General features: G+C 44.6%; 23 protein-coding genes. 6 read left to right on the forward strand and 17 right to left on the reverse strand.

Annotation, left to right across the window (positions count from 1 at the left end; genetic code table 11):
- Positions 1 to 69 precede the first annotated feature (69 nt).
- The 4 genes from AB4274_RS07065 to AB4274_RS07080 all read right to left on the reverse strand — a co-directional run bounded on the left by AB4274_RS07065 (position 70) and on the right by AB4274_RS07080 (position 4,931).
- Complete coding sequence (locus AB4274_RS07065) at positions 70 to 1,677, reverse strand: ABC-F family ATPase (RefSeq protein WP_082242618.1); 1,608 nt, start codon at positions 1,675 to 1,677, stop codon at positions 70 to 72.
- A gap of 323 nt (positions 1,678 to 2,000) precedes the next feature.
- Entirely contained in the window at positions 2,001 to 2,687 is a 687-nt protein-coding gene (locus AB4274_RS07070) for an ATP-dependent zinc protease (protein WP_017069095.1), read from the reverse strand.
- Positions 2,688 to 2,698: 11 nt separating this feature from the next.
- Complete coding sequence (locus tag AB4274_RS07075; protein WP_048612657.1) at positions 2,699 to 3,883, reverse strand: amino acid aminotransferase; 1,185 nt, start codon at positions 3,881 to 3,883, stop codon at positions 2,699 to 2,701.
- 211 nt (positions 3,884 to 4,094) lie between these two features.
- Positions 4,095 to 4,931 carry an AraC family transcriptional regulator gene (locus AB4274_RS07080; RefSeq protein WP_372111459.1) on the reverse strand — a complete coding sequence of 279 codons (837 nt, stop codon included), beginning with the start codon at positions 4,929 to 4,931 and terminating at the stop codon, positions 4,095 to 4,097.
- 211 nt (positions 4,932 to 5,142) lie between these two features.
- On the opposite strand from AB4274_RS07080, the gene AB4274_RS07085 reads away from it, so the two are divergent.
- Positions 5,143 to 6,528, forward strand: coding sequence for an MATE family efflux transporter (locus AB4274_RS07085; RefSeq protein WP_372111461.1), 1,386 nt, complete (start codon positions 5,143 to 5,145; stop codon positions 6,526 to 6,528).
- 104 nt (positions 6,529 to 6,632) lie between these two features.
- On the opposite strand, the gene nrdG is transcribed toward AB4274_RS07085, so the two are convergent.
- Together nrdG and nrdD are read right to left on the reverse strand one after the other, a co-directional pair.
- Positions 6,633 to 7,103, reverse strand: a complete 471-nt coding sequence (nrdG, locus tag AB4274_RS07090; protein ID WP_017069098.1) for an anaerobic ribonucleoside-triphosphate reductase-activating protein — start codon at positions 7,101 to 7,103, stop codon at positions 6,633 to 6,635.
- A 155-nt stretch (positions 7,104 to 7,258) separates the two neighbouring features.
- The gene (gene nrdD / locus AB4274_RS07095) at positions 7,259 to 9,379 is read right to left on the reverse strand and encodes an anaerobic ribonucleoside-triphosphate reductase (RefSeq protein WP_102394372.1); all 2,121 of its coding nucleotides are present in this window, start codon (positions 9,377 to 9,379) and stop codon (positions 7,259 to 7,261) included.
- Positions 9,380 to 9,682: 303 nt separating this feature from the next.
- On the opposite strand from nrdD, the gene AB4274_RS07100 reads away from it, so the two are divergent.
- Positions 9,683 to 10,558: an endonuclease/exonuclease/phosphatase family protein gene (locus AB4274_RS07100; RefSeq protein ID WP_017064569.1), complete on the forward strand. Its 876-nt coding sequence runs from the start codon at positions 9,683 to 9,685 to the stop codon at positions 10,556 to 10,558.
- 163 nt (positions 10,559 to 10,721) lie between these two features.
- Here AB4274_RS07100 and AB4274_RS07105 read toward each other — a convergent pair whose 3' ends face one another.
- The 5 genes from AB4274_RS07105 to AB4274_RS07125 all read right to left on the reverse strand — a co-directional run bounded on the left by AB4274_RS07105 (position 10,722) and on the right by AB4274_RS07125 (position 14,731).
- Positions 10,722 to 11,153 carry a YeeE/YedE family protein gene (locus AB4274_RS07105; protein ID WP_016787649.1) on the reverse strand — a complete coding sequence of 144 codons (432 nt, stop codon included), beginning with the start codon at positions 11,151 to 11,153 and terminating at the stop codon, positions 10,722 to 10,724.
- Entirely contained in the window at positions 11,153 to 11,614 is a 462-nt protein-coding gene (locus AB4274_RS07110) for a YeeE/YedE family protein (RefSeq protein ID WP_010429747.1), read from the reverse strand. Before AB4274_RS07110 ends, AB4274_RS07105 begins: the two co-directional genes overlap by 1 nt.
- Before the next feature lie 202 nt (positions 11,615 to 11,816).
- Complete coding sequence (locus AB4274_RS07115; protein ID WP_372111464.1) at positions 11,817 to 13,049, reverse strand: glycosyltransferase; 1,233 nt, start codon at positions 13,047 to 13,049, stop codon at positions 11,817 to 11,819.
- Positions 13,050 to 13,146: 97 nt separating this feature from the next.
- Positions 13,147 to 13,611 (reverse strand): GNAT family N-acetyltransferase, encoded by a 465-nt coding sequence (locus tag AB4274_RS07120; protein ID WP_029235379.1) that lies wholly within the window; start codon positions 13,609 to 13,611, stop codon positions 13,147 to 13,149.
- Positions 13,612 to 13,633: 22 nt separating this feature from the next.
- A complete protein-coding gene (locus tag AB4274_RS07125; protein ID WP_372111502.1) occupies positions 13,634 to 14,731 on the reverse strand; it encodes a ketoacyl-ACP synthase III in 1,098 nt (365 codons plus the stop codon).
- 121 nt (positions 14,732 to 14,852) lie between these two features.
- Here AB4274_RS07125 and trxC point away from each other — a divergent pair, with 121 nt between their 5' ends.
- Positions 14,853 to 15,287, forward strand: coding sequence for a thioredoxin TrxC (gene trxC / locus AB4274_RS07130; RefSeq protein WP_017060125.1), 435 nt, complete (start codon positions 14,853 to 14,855; stop codon positions 15,285 to 15,287).
- A 102-nt stretch (positions 15,288 to 15,389) separates the two neighbouring features.
- Here trxC and AB4274_RS07135 read toward each other — a convergent pair whose 3' ends face one another.
- On the reverse strand, positions 15,390 to 17,069 hold the full coding sequence (locus AB4274_RS07135) for a GMC family oxidoreductase (RefSeq protein WP_372111466.1): 1,680 nt from the start codon (positions 17,067 to 17,069) through the stop codon (positions 15,390 to 15,392).
- Positions 17,062 to 18,666, reverse strand: a complete 1,605-nt coding sequence (locus tag AB4274_RS07140; protein WP_017060127.1) for a long-chain fatty acid--CoA ligase — start codon at positions 18,664 to 18,666, stop codon at positions 17,062 to 17,064. The genes AB4274_RS07135 and AB4274_RS07140 overlap by 8 nt, the downstream gene beginning before the upstream one ends.
- A gap of 369 nt (positions 18,667 to 19,035) precedes the next feature.
- Between AB4274_RS07140 and AB4274_RS07145 the strand changes: the two genes are divergently transcribed.
- Entirely contained in the window at positions 19,036 to 20,061 is a 1,026-nt protein-coding gene (locus tag AB4274_RS07145; RefSeq protein ID WP_372111469.1) for an AraC family transcriptional regulator, read from the forward strand.
- A 57-nt stretch (positions 20,062 to 20,118) separates the two neighbouring features.
- On the opposite strand, the gene AB4274_RS07150 is transcribed toward AB4274_RS07145, so the two are convergent.
- Entirely contained in the window at positions 20,119 to 20,358 is a 240-nt protein-coding gene (locus AB4274_RS07150) for a hypothetical protein (protein ID WP_017060129.1), read from the reverse strand.
- On the opposite strand from AB4274_RS07150, the gene AB4274_RS07155 reads away from it, so the two are divergent.
- On the forward strand, positions 20,330 to 21,481 hold the full coding sequence (locus AB4274_RS07155) for an MFS transporter (RefSeq protein WP_029235229.1): 1,152 nt from the start codon (positions 20,330 to 20,332) through the stop codon (positions 21,479 to 21,481). The genes AB4274_RS07150 and AB4274_RS07155 overlap by 29 nt on opposite strands.
- Before the next feature lie 134 nt (positions 21,482 to 21,615).
- On the opposite strand, the gene AB4274_RS07160 is transcribed toward AB4274_RS07155, so the two are convergent.
- On the reverse strand, positions 21,616 to 22,509 hold the full coding sequence (locus tag AB4274_RS07160) for an AraC family transcriptional regulator (RefSeq protein ID WP_017060977.1): 894 nt from the start codon (positions 22,507 to 22,509) through the stop codon (positions 21,616 to 21,618).
- A 50-nt stretch (positions 22,510 to 22,559) separates the two neighbouring features.
- On the opposite strand from AB4274_RS07160, the gene AB4274_RS07165 reads away from it, so the two are divergent.
- Positions 22,560 to 23,957, forward strand: a complete 1,398-nt coding sequence (locus AB4274_RS07165) for an MATE family efflux transporter (RefSeq protein WP_372111472.1) — start codon at positions 22,560 to 22,562, stop codon at positions 23,955 to 23,957.
- A gap of 109 nt (positions 23,958 to 24,066) precedes the next feature.
- On the opposite strand, the gene AB4274_RS07170 is transcribed toward AB4274_RS07165, so the two are convergent.
- Both AB4274_RS07170 and AB4274_RS07175 read right to left on the reverse strand, forming a co-directional pair.
- On the reverse strand, positions 24,067 to 24,462 hold the full coding sequence (locus tag AB4274_RS07170; RefSeq protein ID WP_017060975.1) for a nitrous oxide-stimulated promoter family protein: 396 nt from the start codon (positions 24,460 to 24,462) through the stop codon (positions 24,067 to 24,069).
- 3 nt (positions 24,463 to 24,465) lie between these two features.
- Positions 24,466 to 24,981 (reverse strand): GNAT family N-acetyltransferase, encoded by a 516-nt coding sequence (locus AB4274_RS07175; protein WP_372111473.1) that lies wholly within the window; start codon positions 24,979 to 24,981, stop codon positions 24,466 to 24,468.
- Between the last annotated feature and the right edge of the window lie 47 nt (positions 24,982 to 25,028).

The raw sequence follows: 25,028 nt of genomic DNA on the forward strand, positions 1-25,028 counted from the left end.
CGCGATGAACCTTTTTTTTGTTAGTTTCGCTGGCTTTTAGTCGTTCACGACCTGAGCCTGCAACTTGCTTTATAAATTAACCATCAGCATCTTTTTCTGGTGGTCTAAGTACTCTTCATAAGTACCTTGGAAGCTCACTAGCTGTTGGTCTTTCACATCAATGATGTGTGTTGCTAGTGAAGAAACGAACTCACGGTCATGACTTACGAAGATAAGCGTGCCCGTGTAAACCTTCAACGCGTCGTTCAGGGCTTGGATTGCTTCCATGTCCATGTGGTTCGTTGGTTCGTCCATTACAAGCACGTTGATGTCTTGCATCATTAGCTTGCCGAATAACAGACGGTTCTTCTCACCACCAGAACAGTTACGCGCTTTTTTGTTCGCATCGTCAGCAGTAAACAATAGGCGACCTAGAATGCCACGTACCATAAGGTCATCGTGCTTCACTGTGCGCCATTGTGAGATCCAATCGAAGATGCTCAGGTCGTTATCAAAGTCAGACGTACTATCTTGTGGGCAGTAGCCTACAGATGCGTTTTCAGACCATTTTACGATACCTTCGTTTTGCTCTAGCTCTTGAACTAGGCAACGTAGCAGCGTGGTTTTACCTACACCGTTCTCACCGATAACCGCAAGACGAGTACCCGCTTCAAGCAGCAAGTTACCACCGGCAAACAATGTTTCGCCATCGAAGCCGTGACCAAGGTCTTGAAGTTCAAGCGCTTGACGGTGTAGTTTCTTACCTTCGCCAAAATCAATAGATGGGCTCATACGGCTCGATGATTTCACTTCATCAAGCGTGATCTTATCCATTTTCTTGGCACGAGAGCTTGCTTGTTTTGCTTTAGATGCGTTAGCACCAAAACGGTTTACGAAATCTTGAAGCTCGCTGATTTCAGCCGCTTTCTTAGCGTTGCTTGCTAAAAGCTGTTCACGAATCAAGCCAGATGCTTCTAGGAAGTACTCGTAGTTACCAGGGTAGACACGTAGCTCACCGTAGTCGATGTCTGCCATGTGTGTACACACAGAGTTCAGGAAGTGTCTATCGTGCGAAATGATGATCATTGTACATTTACGCTGGTTTAGCTCTTCAGCAAGCCAGTTGATCGTGTGAATGTCCAAGTTGTTGGTTGGTTCATCAAGAAGCAGGATATCTGGGTTTGCAAACAGAGCTTGTGCCAATAGCACACGCAGTTTCCAACCTGGAGCTACTTGCTGCATCAAGCCGAAATGGAACTCTTCTTCAATACCCGCTTGAATTAGGATGTCGCCAGCACGGCTTTCTGCTGTGTAGCCATCCATTTCCGCGAATTCACTTTCAAGTTCTGCGACTTTCATGCCGTCGTCTTCGCTCATTTCTGGCAAAGAGTAAATGCGGTCACGTTCTTGTTTTACTTCCCAAAGTTTTCTGTCGCCCATGATCACAACGTCGATAACGCTGTACTGTTCGAAAGCGAACTGATCTTGGCTTAGCACACCCAGCTTTTCTCCTGGAGTGATAGAAACGTTGCCCGAGCTTGGCGTTAATGCGCCACTTAGGATTTTCATGAACGTTGATTTGCCGCAACCATTAGCGCCGATCAAACCATAACGGTTGCCGTTACCAAATTTAGCAGAGATGTTTTCAAACAGCGGCTCTGCGCCAAATTGCATTGTGATGTTCGCGGTAGATATCAAAGAACTAATTCCTAAGCGTGTACTGACAGATAATTATTAGGCTATTTCAAGAACCTAAATAAGAAGTACGAAAGTATGGATTAAACAAAAATCGAAGCGCGGATTATATAGAGATCTCGATCACGTTGTCGAGGCTAAACAGTAAACGAATCGTAAACATAGACCATTTAGATGCTTTTCATACGTTATAGGGTGTAAATAAAAAAATCCCCACCAGCAGAAGTGGTAGGGATTTCATTTATCAACACTAAAAGTCTTTTAAGCTCGTCACCTTTGAAACTATAGCTCTTCAAACGAAAAGCTTTGATGACGAGCAGAACTTGTTATTTAGTAATTTTCTTCTGAACGTATTTTTTGCTCACGTCGACAACCGCAACATCTCTAAAGAAGCTTCTACCCAACAGAAGTGGGAAAGAAAGATGCGTTCGGTCGGCTAGCGTAAATTCAGTTTTGTCTTTTAGATCGCCAATTTGAATCGAAGCTACAACCACAGCGCGTCGTTGTGTGCCTTCTGCGCTTGATTGCTTGATCTTAACCCAGCGTTCTACTGGTAAGCTGATCTCTTCAGTTGTAATTCCGTCGTGTTCAATCTTGAACTTAACCCAGTCTTTGCCGTCACGTTCAAAATCAACAATATCAACTGCACTGATTGAAGAGGTTGTTGCACCGGTATCGACACGTGCTTTAAACGCTTCTTTTAAACCAGGAACAAACACCCACTCTTCTTCACCAAGAATCAGTTTGCCGTCACTTGTTTTTCTAACCTTCTCTACTGGTTTTTCAACAGGTGCAGGTTTTACTTCCGGCTCAGTTGGTTTTACTTCTTCAGGCTTCTCAGTAGGTTCCGTTACTTTCTCGCCTTCTGTTGCGTCAGTTTTTGAAGAGTCATCCACAACAGGTTGTTCGATTTGAGGCTTTTGCTCTGGCTCAACAGGAGCTTGAGTTGTAGCCGAACAAGCAAACAGGCCACCACTTAGCATTAAAACTACAATCGCTTTCCAATTATACATTCAGTCACCTTCTATTTTGAAACGTTTGCTATCGCTTTTGCTACATAAGGAATATGAGATTCGGAAAGGCCTGCGATATTGATCCGTCCATCACCAACACCATAGACTCCATATTCTTCACGTAATTGATTCATTTGAGTTTCTTTAAAGCCTAGTACACTAAACATGCCTTTATGGCTTTCAATGAAGTCAAATTGTGACGTGTTATAAGTATTTCGCAATTCATCACATAAACTTTGGCGCAGATTTAACAAACGTTGCTGCATTTCACTCAATTCTTGCTTCCAAATCGAGGTTAGCTCTTGATTCTGAAGAATTGTTTTAACCAAAGCTGCACCATGATCTGGCGGCATTGTGTAAGTTGAACGAGCAAGCGTTAGAAGCTTACCTTTAGCATTGCCAACGTGTTCGCTGTTTTTGCCAATCACGATAGCGGCACCCGTTCTTTCACGGTATAAACCGAAGTTCTTCGAGCAAGATGTCGTAATCAACATCTCTTCGACGTTGTTAGCCATGTGTTGAAGACCTTTTGCGTCTTCTTCTAAGCCATCACCAAAGCCTTGGTAGGCAATATCAACGAACGGTAAGAAACCATTCTTCTGAGATAATTTGGTGATTTCCTGCCACGCTTCAAAGTTGATATCCGCACCCGTTGGGTTATGACAGCAACCGTGCAGTAGTACCACGTCCGATGGACCCGCTTTTGAAAGGTCATCCAACATTCTTGCAGTATCAACTTGCTTCGTTTCAGGACTGAAGTAATTGTAGTATCGAACTTTTAAGCCTGCCGCTTCCATCACCGGTTTGTGGTTAACGTAGCTTGGGTTTGAAATCCAAACTGTGGTGTCTGGTTGAGAAACTTTCATTAAGTCACCCAGCATGCGAAGTGCACCACTTGCGCCCGGTGTTTGAATCGCAGCAACGCGATCCATTGCAGAAGTCCCTTTAAGCAGCAGATCAACCATGCTCTGGTTGAACTCTTCACAGCCTGCTAGGCCAACGTAAGCTTTGGTTTTCTGCGTTTCAACAACGATATCTTGAGCCATAGAAACGGCTTTCATGATCGGAGTTTCGCCTTGATCGTTTTTGTAAACGCCAATGCCTAAGTCGACTTTATCAGTACGAGTATCGCCGCGGTAAGCAACAGAAAGAGATAGAATTGGATCTAAAGTTGGTTTTGGTAGATGTGAAAACATGAAAGTCACAACCCTTTGAAATTCAAGTAATGAGTTTCACGTTAACATTATCGTAGACAAATCAGAAACATTTTTTAATAGAAGCGCTTAGTTAGAATAAGTAAACAGAGATTGGTCATTTTACGTCACAAAACAGCGTAAATTTCGAACACTTTTAGTGCTTTATCAAAAGAGCAGTAGCTTGTTTAAGAAGTACCTTGTTGATTCTCAGCTAAATGCCTTGTTTGAATTGCCTTGGTGTCATGCCCGACCAAGCTTTAAATCGAGTACTAAAGTTCGCTGCATTCGGGTACCCCACGATCTCGCCAATATGTTGAATCGACCAATCACTCGATTTCAACAAACGAGCAGCGTATTCCATTCTCATACGCATAATATGAGTCATCGGGCTATGAGAGTAATAACGTTGGCACAAACGATGGAAGTGCGGCTCTGAACAAGGAAATAGGTTTGCTAGCTCATGCACATTCCACTCTTTATGAAGCTGCTTTTGAACACTGTCGAACACACGTCTCAAGCGAATCAAAGTTCGAGACTGTTGCTGCGGGACTGGTGCATTAATCATGAACTCTATTTGGGCTACGCTGTGAATGGCAATCGCTCCGCCTAAATCAATGGGCAAGGCAATACTTCTCAGCAAGGTATGAATACAAGACGAGACGACTTCGGCTGCAGGAGAGAGCGTATAACTCACTTCATCATTGACGACATGATCCCAATGCTTATCAGGCGATAGAAAGATCCACGCTATCTGCCATGTCTCTTCTTCAATCCCAAAGCCATTCTCAACGCCTGCAGGCACAGTAATGCACGACCCCGGCTCTAGAATATAGCGACACGCCCCACTTTCTAACCACCCTTTGCCCCTAACCGTGTAAAGCAGCATGTGTTTCTGTGGATTCTTCCGATGGACAGAAAAGAAATCTCGGCACGACGCCGTCCCACACTGAACGATACCCAATTCTTCGAATGCCAATACATGGCTTTGATCGACAAACTCTTGGTGTGTCTGATCAGAGATCTCGTACCGTTCGTTTTTCTCACTCATTTCACTGGTCGCTCATTAGGTTTGTCTGCAATTAAATCGCCACATTAGTCATTCGATAGTTTTGAAATAGATGATTTTGAAAACAGGTCGTTTTGACAAATAGGAAGCTTTTGAAAATAGATAGTTTGGCAAAATTTTGTGATGAACCTGAACAATACAGCCAAAACAAATACCGATAAACTTCTCGCATATTAACCACAGGGGAAATGCGATGCGCTCGACATATCGTCATCTAGACAAAGATTTTTGGCAAAAGCTTTTACACATCGGTTTGCCTGTATCGCTACAAACCATGTTGTTTTCATTACTCGGCGTGGTCGATATTTTTATGGTTAACCAACTGGGTGACTCTGCAACTGCGGCGGTTGGTGTGGGTAACCGCATATTTTTCTTCAACTTGATCATGGTATCCGGGATTAGCGGCGCTGTCAGTGTGCTAGCTTCGCAATATTTCGGTGCGGGAGATTTCAACGGAATTAGACGCACATTAGCACAGTCATGGGCATTGTCTGTCTTTACCATCATCCCCTTTGTGTTGATTTATACATTGGCTCCTGAATCAGTCGTGTCTGTGGTGGCCTCAGACCCTGATTACGTCCGCTTGGCAACGGATTACCTTTGGATAACAGGAGCCAGCCTTTTTGGTACCGCGATCGTAGTGCCCTTAGAAAGCGCACTGCGATCGGTCGGCGAAGCCAAGCTACCCACCAAGATCAGTATTTGGGCAATCATCGTTAATGCGATTCTCAATGCATTGCTGATCTTTGGTTTGTTTGGATTTCCAGAACTGGGCGTAGTTGGTGCGGCTATTGGCACCACGGTGTCTCGATTCTTTCAGACGATAGCGCTGCTTATCATGGCGAAGAAACACTACGCGCATCTATTCCCGACATTAAGTAATTGGCGAGAAGCGATATTACCGAAGCATAGAAAGAAGTACTTCACGATAGCAATACCTATGTTGGTTCATGACAAAGCATGGGCGGGCGGGATTCTTATTTATAACGTGATAGTTGGGCAAATGGGTGTTGGAGAGCTTGCGATCATTTCGCTGTTATCGCCAGTAGAAAGTATCTTGATCTCGGCGTTCATGGGGTTTGCGGTCGCCGCTTCGATCATTCTAGGCAACGAGATCGGCGCGAAGAACTATCAACGTGTTGAGAACACCGCATGGGGTTATGTATTGGTCAGCTGTGGGCTTGCGGCTATATTAGCCTTGGTGTGTTGGTTTGCTAAACCCGCGATCGTATACATGATCGGCCTTACTCACTTAGAGCTCAAAGAGACAGCCGTTAACGTCACCTTAGTCATGGCACTCGGCATGATACTAAGAGTCTTCAATATGGTTGGTATTGGTGGCGTGCTGAAAAGTGGTGGAGACATCAACTACAGTATCTTCATCGACCTGTTTGGCCAATGGGCAATCGGTATTCCCCTTGCTTACTTTACTGCGCTGGTGTTGGGTTGGCCGCTAGAATGGGTTTTGATGATTGTGTTACTGGAGGAGTTAGCGAAGATCGCTTTAACTAGCCAGCGAATTCACTCTAAGAAATGGATCAACAATCTAATCGACGAGCCTGAGCACATTCCTATATAAACAGGCGATAGATTCAAAGAACTCACACCCAAGGGCTGATTTGTAGCATTGCGCTAACGATGAAGCCCTTTTTCGTTTACGAGTGTGCAAAGTCACGACAGCAGTTATATATCAGTAAATCGATGGATGATTTGGTTTGAACTACCACGCCAATCCAACATTGGATCCGCTTTATCTTGCTCAAAACGACCATCAATCAAAGTATCAACATATTCAAGTACTTGCCTCTGCTTTTCGTCGAGTTCGTCGAGCTCGTAGCCCGTCCACATCCAGATGTCTTTGCCTTCACATTCTGCTTTTACACGCTGAACAAGCTTAAGCACTTCAGATACATTTGCAGGATGCAGAGGATCACCACCTGAAAGCGACAAGCCACGACGCTTGATTCGTGGATCATTGAGATCAGCGATAATGTGGTCTTGCAGCTCTTGAGTAAACAAATGCCCGGAGTCCAACCTTTGCGTTGATTGGTTATAACACCCGCGACACTGGTGTACACAACCCGACACAAACAAAGTGCAGCGTGTTCCAGGGCCATTTACAACGTCGATTGGGTGATATTGGTGATAATTCATAAGGCAGTATTGAAAACTCGTGATGGCTTAATGGTTTAACTCGAAAAGTAGCGAGAGTTGAAACAAATGAATTGGTATCGACATAGCGCCGATACCAAACATATTTCTTGAAACGTAGCTCTTCTAAGTAAGCTAGCTAATAATCTTAGAGCTTACTAAAGATGCTTCACGCGGCGTTTAACTTCTTCTTGCTTACCGAAGTTAAATGGTCGTGCATCTGGGCTACCAAGGTAACCACAAACACGGCGCGTCACCGATACTTTGGTTGAGTCATGGTTGCCACATTTAGGACACGTAAAGCCCTTACTTGTACAGTCGAACTCACCGTTGTAACCACATTCGTAACACTCATCAATCGGTGTGTTAGTGCCGTAGTAAGGAACACGTGTGTAGCTGTAATCCCATACGTTTTCTAGTGCTTCGATGTTCTTCTGCATGTTCGGGAATTCGCCGTAACAGATAAAACCACCGCTAGAAATTTCAGGATAAGGCATCTCGAAATCGATCTTGTCGTATGGGTTCACTGTCTTCTGCACATCTAAGTGGAAGCTGTTGGTGTAGTAACCACGGTCTGTCACACCATCAATCACACCAAATTCTTTGGTGTCGATGCTGCAGAAACGGCTACATAGGTTTTCACTTGGTGTGCCGTATAGGCTGAATGCGTAACCTGTCTCTTTCGTCCAAGATTCCACTTCACGCTTCATGTACTCCACCAGCTCAAGCGCTTTAGCACGCATTTCGCCATCGTCGTACAGGTGAACGTCAGTACCGTAAAGTGCTGTCATCGCTTCGTGGATACCAATGTAACCAAGAGAAACAGACGCACGGCCGTTCTTGAAGATGTCTGCAATAGAGTCGTCTGCTTTCAAGCGAACGCCACACGCACCTTCCATGTATAGGATTGGAGCAACACGCGCTTTCACGTTTTCTAGACGAGAAATACGAGTTTCTAATGCACGACGAGCCAGCTTGAGTTTATCATCAAGCAGTTCGTAGAACTTAGCCATATCTTGTTTTGCGTTAATCGCAATACGTGGCAAGTTCAAGCTAACAACACCTAAGTTGTTACGGCCTTCGTGAATCAACTCACCATTTTCTTCATAAGTATTCAAGAAGCTACGACAACCCATAGGCGTTTTAAATGACCCTGTCACTTCTACTACTTTGTCGTAGTTAAGAATGTCTGGGTACATACGCTTAGACGCACACTCTAGCGCTAATTGCTTGATGTCGTAGTTTGGATCTTGCTTCTGGTGGTTCAAACCATCTTTGATCGCAAATACCAGTTTAGGGAACACGGCTGTTTTACGGTTCTTACCCAAACCTGCAATGCGGTTTTTCAAGATTGATTGCTGAATCAATTTCGAGCCCCAGCTTTCACCTAAACCAAAACCAAACGTCACGAATGGTGTTTGACCATTAGCGGTGTGCAGCGTGTTTACTTCGTACTCCAGAGATTGGAACGCGTCGTAACACTCTTTCTCTGTGCGAGAGATAGCAAAAGCTTCTGGGCTATGAATGTCCCACTCTTTCGCTAGCGATAAGTGCTTCTCGTAGCTCGCCATAACGTAAGGTTCAAGAACCTCATCGATGCGGTTAATCGTTGTGCCGCCGTAGATGTGACTCGCCACTTGCGCGATGATCTGCGCGGTTACCGCTGTCGCCGTAGAAATAGACTTAGGTGTGTCGATTTCCGCGTTACCCATCTTGAAGCCATGCGTTAACATGCCTTTCAGATCGATAAGCATGCAGTTAAACATTGGGAAGAACGGTGCGTAGTCTAGATCGTGGTAGTGAATATCACCACATTCGTGAGCATGTACGATATCACGTGGCAAAATGTGAGTTTTTGCATAGTGTTTAGCCACGATACCCGCCAGCAGGTCACGCTGAGTTGGGATTACTTTGCCATCTTTGTTCGCGTTTTCATTGATTAGATCAACGTTGCTTTCTTCGATCAAACCTTCGATCTCACGAGTTAAAGCGCTTTGCTTCTCACGGGCGATGTCGCGGTCATGACGATATTCAATGTAGGCACGAGCCAGAGACTTGTATGGTCCCTGCATTAGCTCGTTCTCGACCATGGTTTGAATTTCAGAGATATGAACTTCATCGTAGTCTTCGAGCTTCAACTCAACTGCTAATGCCACATTCAGTGCATAAATAGCAATTTCCTTATCGGCTTTGTCTGATGCTGCTTCCACTGCAGCTTGGATGCGATCTCTACTGAATGGAGCTCTTGAGCCATCACGCTTGATTACGATTGATTTCACCACTTCTCCTTACTCTTGAGGTATTCACAGACTTATCCACAAACACACTATATAGAGCGATTTATCGTTTAACTAACACTAGATATTGTGGCGTATTTAACGAGAACCACCAACTTTGAGTATTGATTTGGATCAATAAAAAGAGAACGCTGACTAAGATCAATTCAATATTATTACGCTAGTTCTCAAGTCGAAAAGAAACAATGTAACAATAAAAAAACTCCTAAAAAGAGTTGAATTTTTGGTAAGTGTTGTAGGATAACGGCTCATCAATATTGGCAGACAAAATTAGGGATATTTGGCATGAAACGACTTCAAAACTGGATAATGTTAGGCTGCTTACTCAGTAGCCAGACATTTGCTGAACCTTTGACCATATCCAGTTGGAATATCGAATGGTTATCAACCAACGAGGCTGTGAATAAGTTTTCTGACAAACGTGATCAAGCTGATTTCGACAAACTCGCAACTTATTTTCAATCCTTAGACGCAGACGTGGTTGCGTTTCAAGAAGTCGATAACGTAAATGCCATTCAGCGTGTGGCTGGTGATCAATACAAGATATTGATGTCTGACCGGGCGCTATCTAAGAACAGCAACCGCCAATTTAAAGAAGTGAACCAATACACGGGATTTGCAGTTCGTAAAGGAGTAGCCCTCACCGACTACGCTGACTTTCCGCTTGAAACCACATCCAACAGTAAACTTAGGTTTGCCAGCTATATCGTTGTAGAAACAAACTTTAAACCCATTCACATGTTGTCTGTGCATTTAAAGGCAGGTTGTAGCGGAGCGTATAAGTCCAACCGCGATTGCTCTCGTTTAAAAGAGCAAGCTCAGCAACTGAACAAGTGGATAAAGCAAAGAGAGCGCAATAACGAAGACTACGCCATTCTTGGCGACTTTAACCATAACCTCGCTTACTCACGAGATTGGATGTGGAAAGAGTTATCACAATATACTGATGCGCAGTTAGCGACACGAAAGACCCGTGCAGATTGTAAGGTACGCTCTAACCGCAACAATTATCGCACACATCAGTTCCGCTCTGTTATTGATCATATTGTGGTGAGTGAGTCGCTAAATGCTTCTCCTGCAAAGCAGAAGGTATTTGAAACACAAGATGTTCTGGACTACAAACTCAGCGACCACTGTCCAGTTTCAACGACTATTAAATAGTAGATTTTAGATAACAGCAGATTGTAGATAACTGAAAATAATAGAAACAGTAAATATAGAAAGAGGCTGACTGACTTTCGTGCTGAAAGCGAGTCAACCTCTATGCTTGGTCAGCTCAGAACGGATAACGTCAAAGCCAATGTAATCAGCTATAAGCTTGCTACTAACACGTTTTGTTCATACGATCCGCCAGCCACATTCCCACCAGCATGCTTATCATAAACACCCACACCGTCGGGTTGCCGCCACTTAGGCTGGTTACCGCAGGGCCTGGGCAAAAGCCTGCAATCCCCCAGCCTAAGCCAAACGCTGTAGATCCAAGAATCAGCTTTCTGTCTATCAACGGATTGTTACGGCTATCTAACGGCTCGCCATTGATGGCTTTAGCGCGCTTTTTAATGACCAGATGATAAAACGGTGCAAAGACCAATAGCGCGCCACCCATGACGAATGCCAAACTAATGTCCCAGTTACCGGTAATGTCTAAGAAGCCGAGTACCTTCTCAGGATCAACCATCCCTGAGATGATCATGCCAGAGCCAAAAAGAATACCTGCGACCAAACCGATAACGATAGTAAATGAAGCGTTTTTCATTATGCCCCCAAGCCAGTCAGATTCTTGATAAACACGGTTACGATTGCCACACCCATAAATACACAGGTCGCAACAATAGAACGTTTAGATAAACGCGCCATTCCGACAATGCCATGCCCGCTAGTACAACCGTTCGCTGTTTTAGTACCAAAGCCCACCAGAAGGCCAGCAATAATCACTAAAGCGAGATTCATCTCTTCTAACTGCGGAAGTTGGTAGCCCGTCGGAATTAATAGCCAACCACTTGCGACCATTCCCACAACAAAGGCGATACGCCAGTGTTTTTCGGTGTTTGCTGTATCCGCATCTTTACGTTCTTTGTTGCTGGTGCCAGTTGGCAATAATCGGCTGACAATGCCACTAATGCCAGCAACTCGACCAATCCCCAACATTAAAACAATGGCCGACACGCCTAACAACATGCCGCCGAAAAAAGCATCCCAAGGAATCAAACTAAGCACAAACCTCTCCTATCCACAAACATCATAAACTCATAACAACCTATAAATTAGAGTTTACTAATAAATATAAATTAGTCAATGCTAATGTACTGCGAGTATGTGTCGTTTTGTAAGTCTGGAATTAACAAGCGCCCTGCATGAAAAAAGCCCCTAGGCGTTAACCTAAGGGCTTAAGATTTATTCTGTCTTTGGTAAAGAACAGCTATTTGACCTTGTTCTTCTCAGCAATCCATTGCGACATGTACTTAGTGCTCGCCATACTATGGTGCTTAAGCATTGAACCAAAGAAATTATTCAGTCGATGCGCATCAAGCTCAGAACCTAGCGCAGTCAGTCGCTCGATCAATTTGTCGCCCAGTTGATTCTGTTCATAGTGCGCTTCAAGAATTGAATGACATTGGCTTTGAGCTTTAAGCCATTTCTTTTCATCTTTATAAAGAGCGACAGCTTGTTCAACAAACTCATCAATATCATCTGACACTGCGCCCGGCCATTGCAGTTCACCTTGCGGTAGCATGCCTTCACTGCCGATCTCGCTGGTTACATTCGGAGTTTGCAGCTTCATCGCATCAAGTAACTTGCCTTTAATGCCAGCGCCAAAACGTAATGGCGCAACACAAACACGTGCATCTTCCATCACTTCTTGAGCGTCTTTCGCCCAACCTTTGATATGGAAGCCAGTTTTAGGGTTATGCAAAGCGGTTGCTTTTGGCGGCGGATACGATCCATAAATATGAAGTTCAGTGTCAGGTAACTGTTTACGAATCTTCGGCCAAATCTTCTGTAGCTGAAGTACGGCATCCCAGTTCGGTGCGTGTCTAAAGTTGCCTATCGTCATGAAATGCTTACGTTCTTCAAAGCTTTTCGTGCTTTCAGGAAGCGTATTAAGATCAACCATGAACGGCAGATGATGAAGCAGTTTGGGATCGATATTGAACTCAGATTGAAGCAGTTCCATCTCGTAACTTGAAATGATCAACGAAAGATCACAGCGCAAAATCGCGGCAATTTCACGTTTAGCCAAGTCACTGTACAAGTGTGCTTTGGTCAGATCTGTTTCTTTCTTAACCGCTTCGTGTCGAGCATTACGCAGAAACTGTAAGTCTTCCGTATCCAGTAGCTTAAAGGCATTGGGACATACCTTCTCGACGCGCCAGCCGAATTGCTCTTCCATCATAAAGCGGTCAAACATGACAACATCAGGTTGCAGCTCTTCAATGTAATCGTCAAAGCTATCGCAATTTAACTGTATAGATTGGCTTGTGATGCCCTCTTCAGAGAGATCAATCATGTGCTCGGTTTCTTGAGCGGGTGTTGCAAATTCAACTGACCAACCTTGTCTCTTAAATAGACGTAAAAGAGACATCATATGGCTGCCAGCCGCCGATGAATTCGGTTCTGGCCAAACGTAGCCAATTGCTAAAACTTTCTTCAAAATACTTCCTAAGAAATAACAAAAGGGCCACAGAAGCCCCTAATAAAACGTTAATCGAGTTATGCCGCTGATAATAATGGTTCTAAGAACTCAGCGATCAGATTCGTTCACCTACATTGCGAGCTATCATAAGCACTTCATCGGCTGAGTAAAAGTTTGAAATCGTGGTTTCGACTTGAGCGCCCAATGTCGACTGATAGAGCTTTTGTGCAAAGTTATCTGCTCTGGTGGTCACTAATACATGTTTTAGTGTCGAGCCCTGCTCTGATAGCTTCTGCTTCACTTGAGGCAAAGAGTCTAGAATCAGCTTTTTGCCCAATCCTTGCCCCTGAGCACTCGGTAACACAGCAAGTTGTTCTAGCTCCAAAACAGCTTCAGGCCTAAACCCACTCTTTTGAACCCAAATAATGTAGCCGACAATCTCGCCATCGCTTTCAGCAACAAAGTTAAGAAAGCGTGGCGCAGCATTTAAGTTACATTGTAACCAATTTTTTGAGTTTTGCTGTCGAACAAAAGTAGCTTGGTGAACTAAAGCCGCTCCATCGAGGTCGGCTTCTGTCATAAAACGAACTTGGGCCATGCTGCTACTCATTCTCAGAATTAGGACGCGTTTTACAGTGTAAAATGGCTCTCTCTAGAAGTTCTAATGCCGAGCTATCTGCTTCTGGAAGCTTAGCGTCCGATTGACCTAACGGCTCAACACGGCTACCCCACTTAATATGGCCTGCCCCCCAAGTTAAACCGGCACCGAATGCCGCCACAAGAATGTTTGAGTTAGGTTTAACAAAGCCTTGCTCTAACGATTCACACAATGCAATCGGCACAGTCGCAGCCGATGTGTTGCCGTAGTTTTGAATGTTCACAAACGCTTTCTCACGTTCAATGCCCGCCATATCACACAGAGTTTGAATAATTCGGATGTTCGCTTGGTGCGGAATCACAACATCGATGTTTTCAGTTGAGATGCCAGTGCGACTCAATACTGTATGTGCTGCAGCGCCCATTCCTTTCACTGCACGCTTGAAGATCTCTTTACCAATGAAATCAAAATCCCAGTAACCGTTATCAGCAGCAAAGCGGTCCATAGACGTACCGAATTTTGGTACTGCTAGAATGTCACGGCCCTCTGCGTCACAACCGATTTGAGCTTCTTGTAAACCCACTTGTTCTTCAGTACGCGATAAAACCACAGCGCCAGCGCCATCACCGAATAGAACCGCAGTATCACGCTTGGTCCAGTCGATGAAGAATGAAAGACGCTCTGCACCCACAACGATCGCATTGCGGTAGTTGCCCGCTTGAATCAATCGAGTTGCTGTTTCAACACCGTAGATAAAGCCTGTACACGCTGCATTAAGGTCAAAAGCTGCTGCGCTCTTGATGCCTAAGTTCTGTTGAACTTTAGACGCGGTATTTGGAATAAGAGAGTCTGGACTGCACGTCGCTACGATCACAAGATCGATATCTTCGGCTGTTAAACCAGCACACGCCATTGCATGTTGAGCAGCAACGGTCGCTAGCTCAGAGGTATTTACATGACTGATACGACGATTTTCGATACCAGTTCGAGTACGAATCCACTCGTCAGACGTATCAATGAAAGTGCTTAAATCATCATTGGATAGCACGGCTGGTGGCAGACACTTTCCCCAGCCCGTAATTTCAGCGTAAAATTTTGTCATCATTTACCTGTTTATTGTTTGTTTTTATTTGAGTATCTTATTCTTGTTTAAACAGTATAAGCGTTCCGTACATGATTCGTAAATCGCGTTAGGCACGGAGACGCAATAAAAAGAGAAAGTTATGTCTACATTCAACACACGTTGCCCTTCTTGCGGTGGCGTAAACCGAGTTCCTTCAGAAAGAATTTCAGAAAGCCCTACTTGTGGTAAGTGCAAAAACGCACTTCTAGACGGTGCACCAATCGAAGGTACGTCACTGAATTTCCAATCAATTTTGAACAGTTCACAGCCTGTCGTTGTCGATTTTTGGGCGACATGGTGCAACCCATGTGTAGGTTTCGCACCTGTGTTCAGCGATGTCGCTAAAGAGCGCGCTGGCGATGTTCGATTTGTTAAAATTGATACCGAAGCTCAACAGCAACTGGCGGCTATGTATCAAATCAGAAGCATCCCAACGGTGATGGTGTTCAAGAACGGTCAACGTGTTGATACGATTAACGGTGCACTGCCAAAAGGTCAATTTGATCAGTGGCTTAATCAAGCACTAACTAAGTAATACTATTGGTTAAGCTATTGATTTAGCATTACTTAATTCTAAGTAAGCACACAAAAATAGGTTAGAGAGTCTTACCAAATCAAGACTATCTAACCTACTGTTTTATTTATGGTTATCACTTAACTTCTTGAATAAAACTACAGCTTCGCCTTTCGCTTGAATATTAGATTCTTGCTTGCCAAACCCGTATTGCTGTTTGATTTGATCTGCGACTTTCTCAGCAATCATAATGGTTGGTGCATTGGTGTTTGCCCCAATAAGTGTCGGCATCACAGAAGCATCAATGACTCTCAAATTATCCAATCCATAAACTTTGAGATCTTTATCTACCACAGCTAAAGAATCGCTACTAGGTCCCATTTTACAGGTCCCGATCGGGTGATACTGAGTGTCTGCACGATTGCGAATATCTTGCTCGATAGCCTTGTCATCACTGGCGTCCACAGGGTAGAAAGCATTGCCTCGGATATCATCAAACGCGGAACTCTCTAACATTTGATACTGCTTCTTCCAGCCCTTAATCATGATCTCCATGTCTTCAGGATGACTGAAAAACGCAGGATCGATCTTAGGCGGATCATAGGGATCATTACTATTGAGCGTTACTGTGCCGTAGCTCTTCGGTCGCAATAAGGTGACATGAGAGGTAAAGCCATGACTGGTATGAATTTTTCTAGCATGGTCATCTACAACAGCGACCACAAATACAAACTCTAAATCCGGTACAGCGATATGATCTTCGGAACAGAGAAAGCCTATTCCCTCTGCAAAATTACTGCTCATTTTACCGCGGCGTTCTTTGTGCCATAGTGGTAAGGCTTTGGTCATTTCAGAGGCCATTTGCAGCGAGATACCAAAAGTTTCACGCTTTTCACTGCATTTATACGAATGTACTAAGTCGATATGATCTTGAAGGTTCTTGCCCACTCCAGGTAATTCATGAACCTGTTCGATTCCATGTGTCTCTAGTTCAGTTTGAGCACCGACACCAGACAGTAACAGCAATTGGGGAGAACCAAACGCGCCAGCGGAAAGAATCACTTCTTTGTTGCATCGTATCTGATAACGCTTTCCGCTAGAACCATATTCAACACCAATCGCCTTCTTGCCTTCAAACAAAACCTTATGTGTGGTGGCTTTAGTCACGACCGTGAGATTCGATCGTGAAAGGTTTGGCGTTAAGTAAGCCTTGGCAGCACTGCATCGTTCACCATTCAGCTGTGTTACCTGCGTCGGCATCGCCCCAAACTGAGCAGCGCCGTTAATATCCTCATTGCGAGGTACACCTATCGATTCACACGCCGTTAAATAACGTTCCAACATAGGGCTTGGCGATCTAAGATTGGCCACATTAAGAGGACCACCTTGGCCATGGAACTCATCTTGGTGGACTTCGTTGTTTTCTGCTTTCTTAAAGTAAGGCAAACAGGATTCATAGTTCCAGCCAGCATTGCCCAAGCTTTCCCATCTATCGTAGTCATAGCGATGTCCACGAGCGTACATCATGGCATTGATAGAGCTAGAACCGCCAAGTGTCTTACCTCTTGGCTGATAGCCTTTACGACCATTCAACCCCTGCTGTTCAACGGTTTCGAATGCCCAATTGTTGAGTTTGGTTGGCATCATCGCAACCACGCCAACAGGTGTGTGAATGAATGGGCTCGTGTCTTTACCGCCCGCTTCTAACAAGCAAACCGTCACATCAGGATCTTCCGACAGCCGAGAAGCCATCACACACCCAGCTGAACCACCGCCAACAACAATAAAATCATAACTATCCATTTGCCATCTCCGCTATTTCTAGTGGGTGTAACTCACGCTTCAAGATTTTTCCGGTTGCTGTCATGGGTAAGGCTTTACGAATGAATACCTTACGCGGGTATTTGTAGTCGGCGAGTTGCTCACGACACCATGCTATCAAGGCGGCACTATCACATTGCGTATGTTCGTGAAGAACCACATGCGCGTGGATCTCCTCGCCTAAATGTTCATGATGCTCGCCTACCACCGCGACCATTTCGACATCGGGGTGACACATCAACACTTCTTCGACTTCACGTGGATAAACGTTGTACCCACCACGAATAATCATGTCTTTAACACGGTCAACAATGAACAAATTGCCATGCTCATCGACGCGACCGATATCTCCCGTTAAGAACCAACCATCACGAATAGATTCAGCTGTCGCCTCTGGCCTTTGATAATAGCCTTTCATCACACTTGGGCTTTTAATGCAGACTTCGCCGAGTTCACCCATAGCGACAGAGTTGCCTTGTATATCAGTAATCTTGATGAGGTGGCCACATAAAGGCTGACCGACACTACCCGATAAACGATCGCCATCAATATGATTAAAGGTCGCAACCGGCGCCGTTTCCGAGAGCCCATAACCTTCTAAGACTGGTAATTCAAAACGAGATTCAAACTGTCGTATAACCTCAAGCGGCATAGAAGCACCGCCAGAAACACCTAACCTCAAGCTGTGTTTAACCTGTTCAGAGCGTTTGCTTGTGTTTTCTAAACTATCAGAAGACTCTTCTCCCGCCTTTAATAGCGCGATATACATAGTAGGAACACCCGCAAACACGCTGACTTTATGGCTAATGATCTGTTCAATAACCAATGACGGTTCAAAACGAGGAATCAACACCATGGTGGACCCTGTTAGCACACTCGCGTTCATCATCACCGTCTGACCGAAGCTATGGAATAAAGGCAGTGTAGCCATTGTGGTGTCGCTGTACTCCAATCTCATTAGATACTGTGACGACATCGCATTGGTTTGCATGTTGGTGTGGGAAAGCTCAGCCCCTTTTGGTTGACCCGTCGTGCCAGAGGTATAAAGGATCACAGCGGTATCATCGCCATGACAAGCCACAGACTCAAAAGGAGTAAAAGGTTGTGCCAACCAATCAGCGATTGATTCATGCTCCTCATTACTTTCTAAAGTAGTGTCTGTGTTTGTTGGGATAGGCATCTCGACAAAGTGTTCACAGTGGTTTGCCTGCTCAAAACCTTGTAAACCATAGCGACCAATGGGAAGCTCTTCACTGCCGTCAAAACATAAATAGGCCTTCGCGTTAGAGTCATTAAGGTGATAAGCGATCTCTCTGGCCTTGAATAGCACGTTCAAAGGCACGACTACACAACCCGCTTTTAGAATCCCGTAATAGGCTATCGGAAAGTAAGTCACGTTCGGGCATGACAACGCTACCTTATCTCCGTTCTGCAACCCAAGTCTTTTCAAGTTAGCAGCCACGTTTCCAGAAAGTTGTTCTAACTGAGAAAAACTGATTTCATCCGATCCCATACGCAGAGCGGCTTTAGTTGGAAAAAGCGAAGCGCTACGCTCCAAATTAACAGCAAGATTGTGCATCCATGATCTCCTTGTGCGGCTTAGACCTGTTTGTGACGGTCACCGTAGACGTTCTAATCGTTGTAATAAGTCTCTTTCTTGTCATCACGAGCCTGCACATTGGTGTGTCATGTAGATAAGAGTCGTTATTGAGCAAAATGTTTGAGACGCTCCAATGTGCAGCCCAATAAATTACAACATTTCGATAACATTTCGAACAGGTTTCAAAAAGACAAAAACCGGTGATATTCGGACACAGCCTGCGCTAGCACAATAAAACCTTGCACACATAAACCAAAATTTGGAACAAGCTTGCGAAAGTGAGAACAAGCAACAGGCGTAAATGTTAAAAGTTCGGTTAAGATATCGATATTCAACAAGAGGCAGCTTATGGAATACACCGCAGTTTACGAACCCGACATGCAAGCATTCGGCATTCTGGATCTTCAGTTGCTGCATCGTTACCTGTCGCCTGTTCTCAGTATCGAAGAGTTGCTCGAAGGAAGTAACATCGATGCTCTCCAACTCAACACACCCGATACACACATCACTTTGGCGCAAAAGCTTGCTGTGTTCAGTAATGCGTTAGTGAATTCCAACGAAGACGGATTGGGGCTTAAAGTTGGCCAACAAGCGAGGTTCAGCGATTTCGGCGTGCTCGGTTATGCGGTGTTTAGCAGCGAAACACTACTCGATGCCTTTTTAATCGGGTTTAAGTATCTGCAACTTGCTGGCCCTGTCCTCAGGAAAACCATGTCTGTAGAAGACAACATTGGTTACTTTCGCGCAGAGCAACTTATCGAACTCGATTCTTTACTGCCCTTTTGTTGTGAATACTGGTTCTCGGCGATATACAGTTTGTGCGAAGAGGTCTTACAGCAGCCCTTTCCTTCTCAAGTGATCCGCTTCCCCTATCCAAAACCTGAATACGGCGATCTATACACAGAGATTTTCCGCTGCCCGGTTGAATTCAATAGTGACCGGCTTGAATGGGAGTTCGACGCAACCACCTTGTATTCATCTCTTCCTACCGCCAACCCCATCACTTTACAGATGTGCTTAAAATCGTGTGATGACATGTTGGCAAAAGTCAGTGCACCCAGTAGCCTCAAAGAGAAAGTCTCTCAGATGCTGATTGAAAGGCCAGGATGTTACCCTTCTATAGAATCCATTTCTTCAGAACTGGGCATGTCTTCTCGAACTCTGCGTCGTCACCTGAAAGCAGCCGATACCAGCTACCAGAAGATACTGGACCACGTTCGTTTTCACCTTTCTCGACACTACCTTTCTTCAACTCAAATGAGCATTGAAGAGATATCTGAGCGCGTTGGGTTTTCAGACAGCGCTAACTTTCGACATGCCTTTCGTAAGTGGAGTGGAAGCTCGCCACGTCAATACCGTAAAGAAACGGTCTAACACTTAAAATCCCACTCAATCCAAATCATAAAAAGACAATCACGCTGCAATCTTTTTCTAAATTAAACCACCAATGAACAACGGCTTAACGACTTTTTGCCCGCATAAAATCTCGCCAAACCACCAAATATCGCAACCGTATTTTAGTTTAGTTGGTCGATAAATTTCTTTTATCTTAACGACCATTTTTATTTGTTTTACCCAATTCAGTTTCTCCCCCATAGTCGCGGAAAATTCATCGTTTCTTTTACTATCAGAGGCTCCTGCATTGGACAACATCCAACCAACAACTCGCATAACTGTTCCTGTTATTGCATTGTCTTTTTACGCGATCGCTTCAGGCTACTTAATGAGTTCATTACCATTAATGCTGTCTGAGTATGGCTTAGACAAAGATCTATCGAGTTGGTTGGCGAGTGCATTCTATGCAGGTCTACTGGCTGGTACATTATTGATTGAACGTGCCATTGCGCGTGTTGGCCACAAAGATGCGTTCGTCATCGCATTGAGTGTGTTCATCGCAACGATCCTTGTATTGCCATTGATCCCACACCAAGCAGTATGGCTACTAGCTCGCTTTGTGGCTGGTGTGGCGGTTGCAGGTATCTTCGTGATTGTAGAGTCTTGGCTAATGAGCGGTGACGAGTCACAACGCGCAAAACGTCTCGCTATCTACATGTGTTCACTGTACGGCGGTTCTGCAGTTGGTCAGCTTGGTATCGGTTACTTAGGTATTACTGGTGGCGTACCTTTCATCGCAATGTTCACCCTTCTGTTTGGTGCGATCATTGTGCTGATGTACGGACAAGCAACTCCACCACAGATCCACGATGCGCAATCTTTGTCTTTAAAGCAGATCAGCAAATTAAGCCACAGCGCGCTAATTGGCTGCATTGTTTCCGGATTAACGCTAGGTGCGATTTACGGCTTGATGCCAGTTGAACTTGCTCAACGTAACATTGCACACGAAGACATTGGTGGTTTGATGGCTTTGGTTATCATGGGTGGTATGGCTGTACAGCCGATGGTGACTTGGTTATCTCACCACGTAGGACAAGTGTTATTAATGGCTTTGTTCTGCCTGCTAGGGGTTGCAAGCATTGGTGTGCTGACTATCAATCACGATTTCTACGTACTAGGCATGAGCTTGTTCGTATTAGGCATGGCCACATTTGCGCTATACCCAATCGCGATTAACTTAGGTTGCCGTAACCTTGACCCAAGCTACTTGGTGTCAGTGACTCAAATCATGCTACTTTGCTACAGCATCGGTTCTGTTGCGGGACCAATCGTTGCAGACAGCTTTATGGATTCACAAGCAGGATTGTTCACTTACCTGTTCGCGTCTCTACTTGCTACAACGATCTACATGTTGATTGCTAGCCTAAAGCGCTCTCACCTACAGATTGCAGGCGAGTAAGCTTAAATAGACAGACACTAGATGCGTGTCATTAGGGCTCCGAGTTCAGGCTTTATGTCTAAGCGAAGGGCTCTTTTCAACTCATGCCTATATGTAACCTTCTTCTCCCACACTTCTCATTTCATCGTGCAAGGCTAACCAAGAAGTCGATGGCTCTTTCGATATTGACTGGGTGACAAACCGAAATGCTTTTTGAAACGATGCGAAAAGTTATAAGGATCTTTGTAGCCTAAGCGATTAGCAATCATAGAAACTGACCAATCTTGATATTTCAGTAGACTGGTGGCTTTGTCCATGCGTAATTGAATCAATTTACTGCGTGGTGAGAGGTTGAATAGCGTCTTGGTGACTCTATTGAGTTGCTCTTCACTGATGAACACTCTTTCAGCCATCCCTGCCACTGTCCATGGCTGATGCAGACTACTTTCAATTTCGTTATAGAGCGCTTGAACACGTGCAGTGGTGCTGGTCGACTTAGGCTCAAACCCCGTCAATGTTCGGATAATTTCACTCAAGAGTAACTTACGGTAACTGGCTCTACCGCCTATCTCAAAGTAAACCAAGTTCATTAATGACCAGATCTGCTCACACTCTCCAAAAGGCACAATCCCCTGTCCTAAACTTGCTATGTGCTGCCATTGCTTGGTGTCAGGCGTCAGCATCCACGCCATTTTCCAATAATTATATTGAGGATCGAGTTCAAAACGAAATGGGGTTTCAGCAGGAAGCACCACGAGTGTATAAGGTGTAATCGCTTGGACCGATGTTGCGGTTGTTAGAATGCCGCCACCTTCCATAGTGAAAATCAACGTATGAACATTAACGGATTCGCGCTCAACCCAGTAGCCATCATATAGCTTCGCCATGCCGCCCATATAGACACCAAAGCTTTTCATCTCTGGAATATCTTCAACGGTCAAAAAACGTTCTTTGCACTGTTCAGCGAGAAAAACATCATCATGCCAAGTTGATTTTGGTCTCATTGAATCAATGACGGATTCGCACAGGTTTTGTTGTTTTTTAAACATGTTGTTACTTCGCTCAAATCACTATAGTTCTGCCATAAATCGGAGAGCTTATGACAACTAACATCAACCCTAACTCATCTATGAATAACAAGCCAGAGAGCATCTTACCTCGTATCGTTAAACTGGGTTTACCTGTTGCTTTACAAAGTGCGCTTGTCGCTATTCTTGCCCTTGCTGACGTATTAATGGTCAGTGATTATGGTATGGAAGCAGCTGCGGCTGTGGGAATTGCATCAAAATGGCACTTTGTTGCTATTATGATTATGGCAGGGTTGGCCTCAGCAAACGGAACATTAGTCGCTCAATACTGGGGAAAGAACGACCGAAAAAGCGCGCGAACGGTATCATCTATCGCGATGGTGTTTGGCTTAAAAGTTCTGCTGCCTGTTACTGCAATCATCACTCTTGGTTCTCAGTTTTTAATGATGTTGCAAACCAGCGATCAAACCGTGATTGAACTTGGCGCGACTTACCTATGGTATGGCTTCCCTGTTCTACTGCTGACTCACATTGTCGTCGTGGTGGAAGCAAGCATGCGCTCATCAGGTGACACCGTAACCCCACTACTATTGGGCGCGGTGACCATTGCACTCAACATTGCGCTTAACTTCGTTCTAATCAAAGGTGCCTTTGGTATTCCCGCTATGGGCGTAGCAGGTGCGGCACTGGCGACGACACTCGCTCGCGCGATTCAAGTTGGCTTGATGTATAGCTACATGCGTATGCGTAAACACTGGTTGTTAACCACGCCTAGTTCACCACATCGTCCATCATTATGGTTGTCTTACCGTCGTATTGCTTTGCCACTAACGATGAATGCCGTGTTATGGGCAATGGGCACTATGGCGTACCAAATGATCTTCGGTCACATGGGCACAACGGAACTTGCTGTGTTCTCTATGCTCGCGCCTTTTGAGTCGCTGTGTTACTCGATATTCTTTGGTATTTCTGTAGCGTGTTCCGTGTTGCTTGGTCACTCACTCGGTCGTGATGAGTTTGATGACGCTATGAGTATGGGTCTGACGTTCATCAAAGCCGTGGTTGGTTTTGGCGCGGTTGTAGGATTGCTACTGTTTATGGGCAAAGAGCATGTTCTAACATGGCTGAACCTTTCTACAGATGCACTCTACCCACTCGCTTCACCTGCAATGCCCATTATGTGTTTTGCTGTGGTGATTCGTATGCTCAACATGGTGATCATCAACGGTATTATTCGCGCTGGTGGCGATAACGCGTTCTGCCTACGTATGGATTTCATCGCGATGTGGATGGTGGGTATTCCAGTGTGTGTTTACTGCGCATTTATCGCTGGATGGGACTTCAAATACATCTATGGTCTGATGTTAGTAGAAGAAGTAGTGAAACTGGCTATCTGTTCACACCGTTACTTGAGCCGACGCTGGATCAACAACCTAACGGTTACTTATGAAGAACCACAAGCGGCGTAAGTTACAGTTACCTGGCTATATTCAAGCTTAGATAAATCGTATCTACATCAAAAAAGGTCTGAGAAATCAGACCTTTTTCGTTTCTTTAGAAATTACTTTCAAGCGCCACTTACTTCTTGTTCATTCGGATATGACGATTAGATACGTTCGGCAGCGGCTTTTCAGGCACTTTCCGCTTCTCATGAATCAGATGTCGAATCGCTAAAATAGGATGCTTAAGTAGCATTCTTGGCCCGGCATAGCGCATCACTAAACGCATTTGCTCTTTCGGATCAGGTTTATAGCAATGAATCGGACACTTATTACAGGTCGGTTTTGCTTCGCCATAAGGACATCTATCCAGTCGTGTTTCGGCATAACGCAGCAGTTGCTCACACTCCTCACATAACGCATTATTCTGACGAACTTCACCGTGGTGATCTTTGCAATAGATGTGCACCATCGCAATAACGGTTTTGTACTCCGTTGCGAGCTCGCCTTGTAGAATATTGTTATGTTGGAACATGTTTTAATTACCTAATGAGAAACCGTACAGGTTGAGATTAACACTTTCGCTTATAACATCTTCAACTCGCTCAAACACAAAGCCTAATTTAGTCAGTAGTGCGATACTTCGAATGTTATCAGAGGTTGTGATGGCAACTAAATGATCGATATCAGCATTCTGCTTAGCTTGTTCAATTATCGCCTCCGCTGCTTCTTGGGCAAAGCCTTGACCATAAAACTCAGGAACAAACCCGTAGCCAATATCATGCGACTCTAAGGTGTCTCTTTTTATTAGTCCGCAGATACCAATTGGTGTTGAAGAATCCTTGATTTCAACCATCAACAAACAGACTCCCTTCTCTTCGTGCATCTTAAGAATGTTGTTTTCGATGTATTCGACAGCCTTTTCAGTGTCGCTGATTTCCTTATCACCAATGTAACGCAGAAAATCTTCTGAGCTGTATAATCGCTGAATAAACGCCGCATCTTGAGGCGTGATCATTCTTAATCGTAAACGTTCGGTCTCGACGGCCTGCATAGTGATATTTTCCTTGCTGAATACCATGTAAATATTGAGTTCTAGAG

It is taken from the genome of Vibrio sp. 10N.261.55.A10 (genome assembly GCF_041470825.1).
GTDB lineage: Bacteria > Pseudomonadota > Gammaproteobacteria > Enterobacterales > Vibrionaceae > Vibrio > Vibrio crassostreae_C.

What these genes read in the sequence shown, in the direction of transcription:
- AB4274_RS07070 (WP_017069095.1), bottom strand. Translation starts at nt 2,687, where the DNA reads ATGTATAATTGGAAAGCGATTGTAGTTTTAATGCTAAGTGGTGGCCTG.
- AB4274_RS07075 (WP_048612657.1), bottom strand. Translation starts at nt 3,883, where the DNA reads ATGTTTTCACATCTACCAAAACCAACTTTAGATCCAATTCTATCTCTT.
- AB4274_RS07080 (WP_372111459.1), bottom strand. Translation starts at nt 4,931, where the DNA reads ATGAGTGAGAAAAACGAACGGTACGAGATCTCTGATCAGACACACCAA.
- AB4274_RS07085 (WP_372111461.1), top strand. Translation starts at nt 5,143, where the DNA reads ATGCGCTCGACATATCGTCATCTAGACAAAGATTTTTGGCAAAAGCTT.
- nrdG (WP_017069098.1), bottom strand. Translation starts at nt 7,103, where the DNA reads ATGAATTATCACCAATATCACCCAATCGACGTTGTAAATGGCCCTGGA.
- AB4274_RS07100 (WP_017064569.1), top strand. Translation starts at nt 9,683, where the DNA reads ATGAAACGACTTCAAAACTGGATAATGTTAGGCTGCTTACTCAGTAGC.
- AB4274_RS07105 (WP_016787649.1), bottom strand. Translation starts at nt 11,153, where the DNA reads ATGAAAAACGCTTCATTTACTATCGTTATCGGTTTGGTCGCAGGTATT.
- AB4274_RS07120 (WP_029235379.1), bottom strand. Translation starts at nt 13,611, where the DNA reads ATGACAGAAGCCGACCTCGATGGAGCGGCTTTAGTTCACCAAGCTACT.
- AB4274_RS07125 (WP_372111502.1), bottom strand. Translation starts at nt 14,731, where the DNA reads ATGACAAAATTTTACGCTGAAATTACGGGCTGGGGAAAGTGTCTGCCA.
- trxC (WP_017060125.1), top strand. Translation starts at nt 14,853, where the DNA reads ATGTCTACATTCAACACACGTTGCCCTTCTTGCGGTGGCGTAAACCGA.
- AB4274_RS07135 (WP_372111466.1), bottom strand. Translation starts at nt 17,069, where the DNA reads ATGGATAGTTATGATTTTATTGTTGTTGGCGGTGGTTCAGCTGGGTGT.
- AB4274_RS07140 (WP_017060127.1), bottom strand. Translation starts at nt 18,666, where the DNA reads ATGCACAATCTTGCTGTTAATTTGGAGCGTAGCGCTTCGCTTTTTCCA.
- AB4274_RS07145 (WP_372111469.1), top strand. Translation starts at nt 19,036, where the DNA reads ATGGAATACACCGCAGTTTACGAACCCGACATGCAAGCATTCGGCATT.
- AB4274_RS07150 (WP_017060129.1), bottom strand. Translation starts at nt 20,358, where the DNA reads ATGCGAGTTGTTGGTTGGATGTTGTCCAATGCAGGAGCCTCTGATAGT.
- AB4274_RS07160 (WP_017060977.1), bottom strand. Translation starts at nt 22,509, where the DNA reads ATGTTTAAAAAACAACAAAACCTGTGCGAATCCGTCATTGATTCAATG.
- AB4274_RS07165 (WP_372111472.1), top strand. Translation starts at nt 22,560, where the DNA reads ATGACAACTAACATCAACCCTAACTCATCTATGAATAACAAGCCAGAG.
- AB4274_RS07170 (WP_017060975.1), bottom strand. Translation starts at nt 24,462, where the DNA reads ATGTTCCAACATAACAATATTCTACAAGGCGAGCTCGCAACGGAGTAC.
- AB4274_RS07175 (WP_372111473.1), bottom strand. Translation starts at nt 24,981, where the DNA reads ATGCAGGCCGTCGAGACCGAACGTTTACGATTAAGAATGATCACGCCT.